The sequence below is a fragment of the Zhouia spongiae genome (genome assembly GCF_022760175.1).
Taxonomy (GTDB): Bacteria; Bacteroidota; Bacteroidia; order Flavobacteriales; family Flavobacteriaceae; genus Zhouia; species Zhouia spongiae.
On sequence record NZ_CP094326.1, the window covers coordinates 2,342,749 to 2,355,902 of the forward strand.

General features: G+C 38.3%; 8 protein-coding genes. 5 read left to right on the top strand and 3 right to left on the bottom strand.

Translation table 11 applies throughout. From position 1 onward, the window contains the following. The first annotated feature begins 3 nt into the window (after positions 1-3). Entirely contained in the window at positions 4-2,559 is a 2,556-nt protein-coding gene (locus tag MQE36_RS10230; RefSeq protein ID WP_242935881.1) for a carboxylesterase family protein, read from the top strand. A 60-nt stretch (positions 2,560-2,619) separates the two neighbouring features. Here MQE36_RS10230 and MQE36_RS10235 read toward each other — a convergent pair whose 3' ends face one another. The 3 genes from MQE36_RS10235 to kduI are packed head-to-tail and all read right to left on the bottom strand — an operon-like array spanning position 2,620 to position 5,435. Continuing rightward, positions 2,620-3,795 carry a DUF4861 domain-containing protein gene (locus MQE36_RS10235; RefSeq protein WP_242935882.1) on the bottom strand — a complete coding sequence of 392 codons (1,176 nt, stop codon included), beginning with the start codon at positions 3,793-3,795 and terminating at the stop codon, positions 2,620-2,622. Between the two features lies 1 nt (position 3,796). Then, complete coding sequence (locus MQE36_RS10240) at positions 3,797-4,585, bottom strand: gluconate 5-dehydrogenase (RefSeq protein ID WP_242935883.1); 789 nt, start codon at positions 4,583-4,585, stop codon at positions 3,797-3,799. 7 nt (positions 4,586-4,592) lie between these two features. Continuing rightward, positions 4,593-5,435, bottom strand: a complete 843-nt coding sequence (gene kduI / locus MQE36_RS10245) for a 5-dehydro-4-deoxy-D-glucuronate isomerase (protein WP_242935884.1) — start codon at positions 5,433-5,435, stop codon at positions 4,593-4,595. A 247-nt stretch (positions 5,436-5,682) separates the two neighbouring features. Between kduI and MQE36_RS10250 the strand changes: the two genes are divergently transcribed. The 4 genes from MQE36_RS10250 to MQE36_RS10265 all read left to right on the top strand — a co-directional run bounded on the left by MQE36_RS10250 (position 5,683) and on the right by MQE36_RS10265 (position 13,040). Continuing rightward, positions 5,683-6,870 (top strand): glycoside hydrolase family 88 protein, encoded by a 1,188-nt coding sequence (locus tag MQE36_RS10250; RefSeq protein ID WP_242935885.1) that lies wholly within the window; start codon positions 5,683-5,685, stop codon positions 6,868-6,870. Between the two features lie 117 nt (positions 6,871-6,987). Further along, the gene (locus tag MQE36_RS10255; RefSeq protein WP_242935886.1) at positions 6,988-8,007 is read left to right on the top strand and encodes a LacI family DNA-binding transcriptional regulator; all 1,020 of its coding nucleotides are present in this window, start codon (positions 6,988-6,990) and stop codon (positions 8,005-8,007) included. A 243-nt stretch (positions 8,008-8,250) separates the two neighbouring features. Further along, positions 8,251-11,400 carry a SusC/RagA family TonB-linked outer membrane protein gene (locus MQE36_RS10260; protein WP_242935887.1) on the top strand — a complete coding sequence of 1,050 codons (3,150 nt, stop codon included), beginning with the start codon at positions 8,251-8,253 and terminating at the stop codon, positions 11,398-11,400. Between the two features lie 17 nt (positions 11,401-11,417). Further along, positions 11,418-13,040, top strand: a complete 1,623-nt coding sequence (locus MQE36_RS10265; RefSeq protein WP_242935888.1) for a RagB/SusD family nutrient uptake outer membrane protein — start codon at positions 11,418-11,420, stop codon at positions 13,038-13,040. The last annotated feature ends 114 nt before the right edge of the window (positions 13,041-13,154 follow it).

Genomic DNA, 13,154 nt, shown 5'->3' on the forward strand with positions numbered 1-13,154 from the left:
TATATGATGAAGAAAAAAATTAATTTGATCGTTACCGGATTAGCATTGATCTGTTCAGTAACAATGATTTATGCGCAACGTACCGGAAATATTGTAGCGTACTTTGGTAAAGAAAAAGTAAACGAAATTAGTGAAGGCGAGCTGCTCCATGTGTTTAAAAAAGGACTGGCCCTGCAGGTACCTGGTATTGGTTTTAATTCATCTTCATTTCCTGAAGATCGGGTGTTTAACCGCTTTTTGATGAATGCGGATGTTCTGGTTAAGGCCGGCGATGTTTTTGATGTAGATTATCTGGGTAATGAAATGGTATGGCAAAAAATAGAAGTAGACAGTGCCAGCACTTTTTCTGACAGGAATTTAAGATCTTCCTATGTATATCTTCAATATAGATCTGACAGAGAACAAATCGTACTTTTTGAAGCTTCAGGACATTCGCTGGTAACGATTAACGGTATGCCCCATGAAGGAGATCATTATGATTTTGGATACAACCTGATCCCTGTAAAGCTAAAAAAAGGAAATAATGTATTTGTTTTAAAAGTAGGGAGGTTTCCCCGGGTGAGGGCGCGTATTCTGAAACCTCATAGCATGTTGCAGTTTACGACAAGGGATATGACCATGCCTGATTTTTTAAAGGAAGAAGAAGGCAAGACCTACGATGGAGCTATCCGGATCATAAATGCTTCCGAAAAATGGGTTAAAGGCCTTCAGGTACATGCTACCGTTCGAGGCGGATCTGAGTCCGTAGACGTTTTAAACTTACCTCCTTTGAGTGTTTATAAAATTCCGGTAAAGATACCGGGAGTCTCCCCGTCTGCTCAGACAGATAAGGAAGATGTGAAATTAGAGCTTAATGACGAAAAAGGAAACCTGATAGCAACACAACTGATAACACTTAACATTAAATCTAAATACAAGCACCATAAAAAGACGTTTGTAAGTAACGTTGACGGGAGTGTTCAGTATTATAGTGTTGCTCCATCGACAAGTAAAGACAGTGAACAGGCATTGTTCCTGTCGGTTCATGGTGCATCGGTGGAAGCCGTAAATCAGGCCAATGCATATCAGCAAAAAGACTGGGGGAACTTAATAGCGCCTACAAACAGACGTCCATTTGGCTTTGCGTGGGAAGATTGGGGAAGACTGGATGCACTGGAGGTGTTAAACGATGCAAAGCAGATATACAACCCCGATTCGCAACGAATATACCTGACGGGGCACTCAATGGGAGGGCACGGAACCTGGTACCTAGGAGCCACATATCCGGATCATTTTGCGGCTATCGCCCCTTGTGCCGGATATCCGGACCTGCTGGCGTACCGAGACAGTTTTAAGGAACGTATGAAATCACGTTTGGACGAAAATGATGAACGTTTTAAGCGGTTGTTCTTTGAGCCGACCCCGACCGATGTGGAGTTGATGCTGGACAGAGCAGGAACACCGAGCAGAACCCTTAAGTTAATTCGTAACTATTTACATCATGGGGTGTACATTTTACATGGTGAAATTGATAATGTGGTACCGACTTTTATTGCCAGGGACATGAGAAAGCGACTTGGTGAATTTCATAATGATTTTACGTATTATGAATACCCTGACGGAACCCACTGGTATGGAAACCATAGCGTTGATTGGGATCCTATTTTTAATTTCTTTAAACGCAGGACAATAAAAAATGATGATGAGGTAAAGCGAATAGAATTCAGTACAGGATCTCCCGGAGTATCAGCTTCTTCCCATTATGTTACTATTCATCAACAGCTAAAGCCGTTTGAGGTCAGTACATTTGAGTTGGAGAGAAATGATAGCCTGACAGTTACGACAGCCAATATAGCTTTGATAAGCTTCAACCTGAAAAAACTGAATTCAACAGTTGATAAGCTCAACATTGACGGGCAGGGATTTGAATTGACCGATAACGAAGAAGTCTATTTTAGAAAAGACAAAAGTACCTGGAGGGTAACAAATAAACCTGCACGTTCAGAAAAAGGACCGCACAGAAACGGAGGGTTTAAAGATGCATTTAGAAATCATGTTGTCTTTGTGTATGCTACCGGAGGAACATCAATAGCGAATGAGTGGTATTTTAACAAGGCACGATTTGATGCGGAGACTTTTTGGTATAAAGCAAACGGAAAGGTCGAGTTGATACCGGACACCGATTTTAATTTGAAAAAATATGCCGATCGCAATGTAGTTTTATATGGAAATCATGATAATAACAGTGCCTGGAAAAAACTTTTAAAAGATAGTCCGATCCAGGTGTACAATGGGAAAATTGTTATTGATGAGAAAGAATTACCAGGAAATCAGTGGGGGAGTTATTATGTGACTTCAAGAAGGGATAGTGATTTTGCCAGTGTGGGAGTTGTAGCAGCTACCGGACAAAAAGGTATGAAGGCCATATACGAGAACCACTACCTGGTAAACGGAACTACCTTCCCGGATGTAGTCATTTTTGATGATACCGTTTTAGAATCTGGTACTAAAGGGATTAAATGTACCGGTTTTTTCGGAAATGACTGGTCTGTTAAAAACGGGGACTTTGAATGGAAATAGTTAAATAAGAACATTAAAAAAACCGGAGCAGGAAGCTCCGGTTTTTTTGTGACTATAAAATTATCTGATCTCAATTGTAAGTGGATGATTTATCTTTTTAGCAAAGTCTTCAAGGTAATCTAACCATGCTTCTTCATTTTTGAACTGATCGCTTTTTTTCCATCCGAACCCGGCAAAATAGGTTACTTCTCCATTGATCACTTTCAGATGACCATATAAATTACTGGAGTCTTTTTCTTCTGTAAGAAACTCTTCGTATCCGACAAGCTGTCTATTGGGGACAACAATACCGGTTCCCAGCTCTGAATCTCCATGATCTTCCCAATAGCTAAGCCAGCCTTCCTCCAAATCAGCGCTTACGGATCCGTCTTTTTCGTGCAATGTGAGCCCAACCGATAAGGTGTCAGTTCCTTTAACCTTAATATTAAACCTGGATAAATTACTCCCATAATCCAATGAGATGTGTTTTTCCTCCGTTATCAGATTTCCGTTAACATCCCAGTTTTTATATTTTAACACAAAAGAAGTCCTGATAGGGCCGGAGGTAATAGTTTCCCATTCCGTAAAATTTTTTGAGATATAATAAGAACTGTCTTTTTTTACAGCAATGCCTCCAACCCCTCTGCTGGCACCTACATGAAAATTGTCAAGGCCTTCGCCGGTATCCTGATGGTATGATCCGTCCGTTTTAAGCTCTTTGTGATACCATTTGTTGATGATCGGGTAGTCTACTCTTTTTAACCATGCGTCAATTCCACTGGAGAGTGTACCCCCGGGAATGTTTTCTTCGATCATTTTTTGCGCAGTCGGACCATAGGTTCTGAAAGCCACCCGATTGTTTTCCCATGCATAATCGTCAGTCCTTTCAGGTACAAAACGTGAATAACAGCCAGGGATGCTGTCTGTGGTAACCGGTATATCGGATTTAATCAAAACATACGATTTGCTGGTGTTGGCAGGAATTTCAGGTTGAAATAATATTTCATCACTTGTACCGTCGCCATCAATATCGACATACTGAACGGTCATTATTTCACCACTTTCTTTATCTTTTAAAGTATACCCGTCAATTAAATGGTCTGAAAATGGTATTAACTGATCTTTCCCTAGTGCTACTGTTTCGTATTGGCGTTTAACATCCAGGGTGTTTTTAACGATAACAACGGTTTGTTTTGTGCAGCCGGTAACGAATAATATGCCGACTGTAAGAATCGTAAAGAGGTTCCTTTTTTTCATGTTAATCTTCGTTTGAAGGTTTCCCGATAGTAGCGAGGATACCACCGTCAACATATACAATCTGACCATTAACAAAGTTACTGGCTTTAGAGCTCAAAAAGATGGCCGTACCCTGTAGATCATCCGGATCACCCCAACGCCCGGCCGGAGTTCTGCCAACTATAAAGTCGTTAAAAGGATGCCCGTCAACTCTGATGGGTGCGGTCTGACTGGTGGCAAAGTATCCCGGTCCGATACCATTTACCTGTATGTTATGTTTAGCCCATTCAGTGGCCATATTCCTGGTAAGCATTTTGAGTCCGCCTTTGGCAGCAGCATAGGCACCAACGGTATTTCGGCCCAATTCGCTCATCATGGAGCACATGTTGATAATCTTACCTTCACCGCGTTTTATCATGCCCTTTACAACATGTTTTGCCATAATGAAGGGCGCTACCAGGTCTATTTTTAATACCTGTTCAAAATCTTCTACTTCCATTTCGATCATGGGAGTTCTTTTGATAATCCCGGCATTATTGACCAGGATGTCTATCGGAGCTACTTCTTTCTCTATCTGGTTTAGAGCCTTTATGACTTCAGTTTCGTCAGAGACGTCAAACTTATATCCATAAGCTTCAATACCATGCTCTTTATAATAGGCTACCGCCTCATCAATTTTTTGCTGTGATGAATTCCCGTTTATAATTAAAGTAGCACCGGCACTGCCAATTCCAGTAGCTATCGCCATTCCCAGGCCATGGGTTCCTCCGGTAATTAATGCCGTTTTTCCTTTTAAATCGAATAAATCCATGAGGCTCTTATTTTAAATCTTTAATAGCAGCCATGTCCATGTCTCCGTAATCTAAATTTTCACCTGCCATTCCCCAGATGAACGTATAACTACTTGTTCCCGATCCTGCATGGATAGACCACGGAGGCGAAATAACAGCTTCGTTATTTTTCATCCAGACATGCCTGGTTTCATCAGGTTGTCCCATAAAATGACATACGGCCTGATCTTCCGGTACTTCAAAGTAAAAATAAACTTCCATTCTTCTGTCGTGAACATGTGCAGGCATTGTGTTCCATACGCTGCCGGTTTTTAGTTCTGTCATTCCCATCTGAAGCTGGCACGTTTGAACCACACTCTGAACGATCAGTTTGTTTATAGTTCTGGCGTTAGAAGTTTCTAAAGCTCCCAACTCTACTATTTCTGCGTTTTCCCTGGTGATTTTTTTAGTAGGGTATCCTTTATGGGCAGGAGCAGAGTTAAGATAGAATTTGGCCGGATTTTGAGTGTCCTCACTCTTAAAAATAATCTCTTTTTTCCCTCTGCCGACATACAGGGCCTCTTTATAACCTAAAGTAAAGCTTTCACCGTCAACTATTATCGTACCCTCTGATCCCACATTAATGATCCCTAATTCTCTTCTTTCAAGAAAGTAATCGGCTTTCAAAGGTTCGATGGCTTCTAGTTTTAACGATTCACTACCCGGTACCGCGCCGCCTGCAATATATCTGTCAAAATGAGTATAGGTGAGGTTTATTTCTCCTTTTTTCATTAAACCCTGAATGAGGAACTCATTTCTGAGTTCTTGCGTGTCTAATTTTTTTACCTCTTTTGGGGAGGAGGCATATCGTGTTTGGTAATGTGTACTCATTATATCAATTTTATGCGTTATTGTAGTATTGAGATGTAAAATTATAAAATTTTGTACAATCGATTGTATTATATTTGATTTTTTTTATATTTGTATCAGGTTAGTTAGACATAAGATTGGCTTTAAGCTAGTTTGGTTGATTAAAAGGGTTGCTTAATGTAACCCTTTTTGAATGTTCACACACTTTCCGGTGCCCACATTTAAAATTCAATTTTTTATATTAAATAACGGACTTTAAAAAATGAAAATGAAAACTAAATTACCATTGTATCTCTTGTGTGCTGTTTTGATAACGGCTTGTAAGGATAAAGCAGAAAAAGAAGAAACCAGGTACTCGACGGTGGAGTTGGCAGCAATGCAATATGATAACGCATATAATAATGTTGTAGCTCATGTAAATAATAAACGGTTTATGCCCCGGACCACTAAAAACGATACGTTAAGATACGTTGGAGCTTATGACTGGACCAGTGGGTTTTATCCCGGGACATTATGGAATCTCTATGCCTTGACTAAAGATGAAAAATGGAAGGAAAGAGCCGTTCTGTATACAGAAAAATTAGATACGATCCAGTACTGGGAAGATAACCACGATGTAGGATTCATGATCGAATGCAGTTATGGGAGCGGATTGAAATATATGAATTCGTTTGAATATGATTCAGTAATAGTCCGGACTGCTAAATCACTTTCAACAAGGTTTAAGCCTAATGCCGGTGTTATTCAATCATGGGAGTGGAATAAAAAATGGGAGTGTCCGGTAATTATAGATAATATGATGAATCTGGAATTGCTTTTTCATGCCACCCGTATTACAGGAGATTCTGTTTATTATAAAATAGCAACATCACATGCCGATACGACTATAAAAAATCATTTCAGGGAAGATAATAGTTCGTATCATGTTGTCGACTACAATAAGGAAACAGGAGAAGTTATTCAAAAGAATACCCATCAGGGATTAAGTGATGATTCGGCCTGGTCGAGGGGACAAGCCTGGGGATTGTATGGCTATACATTGTGCTATAGAGAAACCAAGGATGATAAATATTTGGATCAGGCAGTAAAAATAGCTGAGTTCATTAAAAACCACCCTAATTTACCTGCCGATAAGGTTCCTTACTGGGATTATAATGCTCCTGCTGCAGACGATACACCCAGAGATGCTTCTGCTGCTGCTATAGCCGCTTCAGCATTGTATGAATTAAGTCAGTATGTTGATGATGCCAAAAAAGAAGATTATGTTAGTTTTGCCAATGCTATTGTAGAAAGTTTGAGTTCGCCAAAATATCTGGCAGAAACCGGAACCAATGCAGGATTTATTTTAAAACATTCCGTTGGAAGTAAACCACACGATGTAGAGGTAGATGTACCTTTAAATTATGCAGATTATTATTTTCTAGAAGCCCTGATCAGACAAGAGAAAATAAAATAATTACAACAAGTATATATTATTTAAAGTCTGTAATTGACCTTGTAATTATTTTTTAGGTCTAATTACAGACTTTTTTTATTACTTTGACACACAGTTGAATTTACGATTTAGATATAAATGAAAAAAGGAAATGCAACGATACACGAAATAGCAAAAGCCCTGGGGATTGATAGTAGTACGGTTTCCAGAGCTTTGAATAATAGTGATCGGGTAACTCAAAAAACCAAAGAAAAAGTGCTGGCCAAGGCAAAGGAATTAGGATATCGAAGAAACCTGATCGCATCTAATCTTAGGAGAAACAAATCAAATACTATTGGTGTTATAGTACCCAGGATTTCACGTCATTTCTTTTCTTCAACGATAGCAGGGATAGAAGAAGCAGCCTTTGTAGCTGGATACAATGTGATTATCTGCCAGTCGATGGAAAAATTAGATCGGGAAAAAAGCATCCTTAATAATTTGTGGTCGAACAGGGTAGACGGGGTTTTGATCTCCGTATCTATGGAAACAGTAGCGTGTGATCACCTGAAATTTTTAAAAGATAACAATGTCCCGTTGGTATTTTTTGATCGCCATTGTTCAGCTATGGAACAAAGTAGTAAAGTGCTTATTGATGATACCCGGGCTTCCTATGAAGCAGTATCTCATTTGATCGAAAAAGGATGTAGGAAAATAGTACATTTCTCCGGTCCGCAGTCTTTGGAGATATATAAGAACAGGCTTAGAGGATATAAAGAGGCTCTTGAGGATCATGGGATCGGATTCAATGATGACCTGGTGGTTTCGTCTACCCTGATGGAGGTCGACGGGAAGGAGATGATACAGGATTTGCTACATAAGCATAGCGATATAGACGGTGTTTTTTCTGCCAATGATGTGGCGGCCATAGGAGCTATGAAATATTTGAAAAAGAAAGGGAAACGGATCCCGGATGATATTGCTATTGTAGGCTTTAGTAATGAACCAATATCCGAAGCTATAGAACCTTCGCTAACAACCATAGACCAGTCTGGATTTGAGATAGGGAGAACTGCCTGCAACCTTTTGATCGAGAATATAAATTCTAAAGAGAAAGTTCTGGACAGGACGCTTATTTTAAACCCGACATTGATTAAAAGAGACTCAACCAACAGGTAAACATCCAAAAATGGGAAAATATAATGGCGGTATGGATTCTTGTCGTCATTCTGAATTTCTGATTTGAATTCTTTTTACATTTTCTTACCGATAAGCCAAAAATGATGGTATAATGCTAATAATTCCCACTCATGTATAGAATTAATTATGAAAATATACATACAAACGATTGTATTTTTGTAAAATCTTTTTTAATATTGTCCTAATGAATTAACCAATTTTAACTAAATAACTTAATAAATTATGAATTACAGGCATTATGCAAATGAAAAGACAACTAGAATTGGTTGCTTTTTACTTCTGTTTTGTCTTCTGACAACAAGCGTTTTTGCTAATTCGCTTTTTGAAGACAAAATACAATCGATTGTAAAAGGAAAGGTGACTGATGAAACAGGCGCCCCCATTCCCGGAGTGAATGTATTGCTGCAGGGAACAAGCAGCGGAGTTGCAACAGATTTTGACGGGATATACGAAATCCAGGTGAGTGGTGGCAATCCGATATTAGAATTCAGCTATGTAGGCTTTGTTAAGCAAACTGTAACAGTATCAGGAAAAAGTACCATTAATGTCGTTCTTAAAGAGGACGTATCACAATTAGACGAAGTTGTAGTTGTCGGGTACGGAACTCAAAAGAAGGCTAATTTAACTGGAGCGGTTTCAATAGTATCTTCTGAGGCTTTAGAAGACAGGCCTGTAACAAATTTTACTTCAGCATTGCAAGGTACAACTTCTGGTTTAAGTATAACAAGAGCTTCTGGTCAACCAGGAGAAGAATCTCTGAATATTCAAATAAGGGGGCTTAGTTCTGCAAATGGAAATGTTGATCCCTTAATTATTATTGATGGAGTTCCATCTTCCACATTAACATTAAGTCAAACGTTAAATCCGAATGATATAGAGTCAGTTTCAGTGTTAAAAGATGCAGCAGCTGCAGCCATTTATGGAGTACAAGCTGCCGGAGGAGTTATATTGATAAAAACAAAAGGCGGTAAAGCAGGTAAAACAAAGATTGATTTTTCAAGTCAGGTGTCAGGTTCTTGGGCTATAAATTTGCCTGAGAGGTTAAGTTTGTTGGAAGAAGCTGAATACTCCAATTTAGCGAGGGCAAATGCAGGGGTAGGTCCTGAATACAGCGAATTGGATATCGAGCGTATTAAAGCAGGTGTTCAATATGTAGTAAACCCTAATGACCCAAATCGTTATATCTATTATAATACTACAGATACAAGAGATGTGCTTTTGAGAGATGTTTCTTTTATGCAGACACATAACTTAAGAGCTAGTGGCGGGTCGGAAAAAATTAAATATCTGGCTTCAATGGGATATATTGAACAGGATGGGGTGTTTAAAGTTGGTCCCGATAAATTTAGAAGGTATAATACAAGAATTAATTTAAATGCAGAATTAACTAAACATTTAAATCTAGACACTAAAGTCTCATATGCAGTTCACAACCGAGACCAACCTTCCCAGGGGACAAATGACTATAGCTTTTTTCAGTATATAAATCAAGACAGAGGGAGATATCCTATTTTTACTCCTGAAGGAAGAATTGCAGGAGGAGCATCCAGAGCTTATGGTACATTAAAAGAAGGAGGCTATACTGATAAGGAAGTAAATGAACTGGATGGGATAGTAACTTTAACGGCAAAAGATTTTGTGAAAGGATTACAGATCCGTTCTATATATGGTAGAAAATTTAGAACATACGATTATGAAAATTTTAAAAGGACTGTAGCCCTCTGGGGTAGATTTGAACCAATTTCCTATTTGAATAATCCTAACAGTCTAACTTTATACAGAGAGATTATAGAGCATGAGAATTTTCAGTTTTTAACGGATTATGATTTAAATATTAATAAACATAATTTTCATGCACTTCTAGGTTATCAGTGGGAAGATTACAGAAAGGATGGTATTAATGCTTTTGCTAATAACCTAGTAATTAATGATCTTCCGACATTAAACATAGGAGAGCGAACAAGTTATAATAATACTCAAAATGTTATAACGTATGCTACTCAGTCTGTTTTTGGGAGACTGAACTATAATTTTGATGGTAAATATTTGTTAGAAGGAACAATTAGAATGGATGAGACTTCCAGATTGGCTCCGGACTCTAGAGTTAAATGGTTCCCGTCTGCTTCTTTTGGATGGAATATGCACAAGGAAAATTGGTTCTCAAGTGTTCTTCCATATTTTAATGAATTTAAACCAAGGGTTTCGTGGGGACAGTTGGGGAATGCAAATGCTGATATTATTGGTTATTACGATTATTTGCCAATTCTTCAAACAGGTTCGGGATTGGTTCTTGGGGCCGATGAAGGACGAGCGACCTATTTTTATCAGAATGGAGTGCCTTCCTCAACTTTAGCATGGGAAACTGTAGAAACTACAAATTTTGGTATTGATCTGGGATTTTTAAAGAATAGATTTAATATAACCTTTGACTATTATACTAAGAAAAATGAAAATATGCTGATTCCCCTTGATCTACCAGGGACATTTGGGGTAAATGCTCCACGGGTGAATCAAGGTAAGTTAGAAACCAAGGGGTGGGAGTTAACCATGAATTATAAAGATCAAATCGGAGATCACTTTAATTTTAATATAGGTTTTAATCTTTCTGATAGCCAAAATGAACTTGTTGACTATGGAGAAGGGAGAAGTATTGTTAGGGCTGGAAATAATAGTTTAATTCAAGGATATTCGGTAAATACTATTTGGGGATATGAAACTGTAGATGGTTATATTGAAACACAGGCACAATTAGATAATGCTCCTTTTCATAATAACAGGACAGGCATAGGTGATATAGAATACGTAGACCAAAATGGAGATGGTGTAATAAATCAAGGTGGAGGTACCACGGATGATCCAGGTGATCTTGTGATGCTGGGCTCAACTCAACCAAGATATTTTTATGGAGTTAATCTTGCCGCGGATTATAAAAATTTAGATTTCAGTTTATTTATTCAAGGAGTAGGAAAGAGAAGCTTCATGCCATTAAGGGATATGATTATGCCTTATGCTCAATCATGGTTCACTGCTCAAAAACATCATGCTGACTACTGGACTCCCGATAATTCAGATGCAGCATTCCCTCGCCCTTATCTAGGAGGAACTCATAATTATGTTCCCTCCGATAGATGGGTGCTAGATGGTAGTTATGTAAGAATTAAAAATATACAATTAGGGTATTCATTGTCGAAAAAGACCCTAGAGACGGTCGGGATAAGTAGATTCAGGGTGTATGCATCTGCAGAAAACATACTAACTTTCACTAAACTGGGAGTTTTTGAGGGAGTTTTTGATCCGGAACAAAGAAATAATGTAAGAGCCGATTATCCGGTATTTGCCTTTGCAGCTTTCGGCGTTAATTTGTCATTTTAAATTTTAAAAATATCATCATGAATAAATATAAATATAAAATATTTTTAACCCTGATAGCTATAGGGTTTTTATCCTGTGAGGTGGATCGGATACCTGAAACAAGTATTTCAGATCCTTCTTTTTGGAATACAGAGTCTGATCTTAAAGCGGCAGCTAACTACATGTATACTTTTTTACCCGGACTTCCTGTTACATCGGATGTATGGTCTGATGATGCCACGGGAAGAGGAACTAATGGAATAAGTGATGGGAGCAGACTGGTTCCGGGTTCTGATGGGTTTTATAGTAGTAGCTATAGGTTGATCAGAGCGGCTAATAATATTATTGAAAAATCAGGTCTAGTAGTTGAAAAAGGAATATCTCAAGAAGTTGTAAATATTTATGTAGCCGAAGCTAAATTTTTTAGGGCCTGGGCTTATTTTGGATTAATGCAACGATATGGAGGGGTGCCGCTTATTTTAAAGACTCTTAATGAAAATGCGGAAGAGTTGCAAGCGCCACAGGCTTCCCGAGAAGAAGTCTTGGATGCCATTTATGAAGATCTTGATTTTTCAGGAGTTAATTTACAGTTGCCAAGCCAGATGAATGGTTCTGACTTTGGACGAATCACAAAAACTACTGCTTGGGCCTTAAAATCACGTGTAGCGCTTTTTGAAGGTACCAGATCAAAATTTCATGGTTATGGAAACCCAAACCAACATTTAAGCTTGGCAAAGGAAGCAGCTCTGAAAGTGATTAATTCGAATGAACACGAATTATTAGACTCTTATTATGATCTCTTTCAATATGAAGGTGACGGACCTGATAATAAAGAGAATATATTAGTCAGGATTTATGGACAGAGTATGGATAATATAATAGTATCCCATAATTCACAGCGAAATTTAGAGCAAGGAGCGGCTAATCCTACGAAGGCTTTAGCAGATGCATACTTAATGGTTGATGGATTGCCAATTGATGTTTCCCCTATGTATAATACACCACAAAGCATTATAGAGGTCTTTGAAAATAGAGATCCAAGAATGGATTATACATTCTTGAAAGAAGGAAATGAATATATAGGAACTCAGCCGGAGTTTACAATTCCAGCATTACAATTTCAAGTTACAGGATTTGCAAATCGTAGGTATATCAGTACTGAAGACTGGACTAATCAAAGATCTTTTATAGATTATGCAATAATAAGATATGCAGAGGTCTTATTAAATTACGCCGAAGCTTCATTTGAACTTGATGATCAGATATCGGAAGCTGACTTGAATATTTCAATTAATCAATTAAGAAAAAGACCAAGCGTAAACATGCCTGATTTAACCAATACTTTCGTTTCATCAAACGGTTTGAACATGCGGGAAGAAATAAGAAGAGAGCGTAGAGTAGAATTGGCATTGGAAGGCTTCAGGTACTGGGATCTGATCAGGTGGAAAACAGCCGAAATCGAATTGCCTAAACCAATATTGGGTAATTATTATTTCGCTGAGTTTGGAAGTGAGGTAGTGCCTCCGACCGATGAGAACAATTATATCCTATTTCAGTCAGCTGATACTCGTTCTTTTGATCCGAACAAAGATTATTTATGGCCATTTGCAACCGAAGAGATTGCTTTGAATCCAAATCTGGAACAAAACCCGAATTGGTAGCGACATTACAAATTTACAAAACCTACCGGTTAATGGTTTCTGTTTAATAATCGGTAATTTGCTTACATTTAATTAAAGTGAAACATCAGGACCAGAAGTTCTGATGTTTTACTA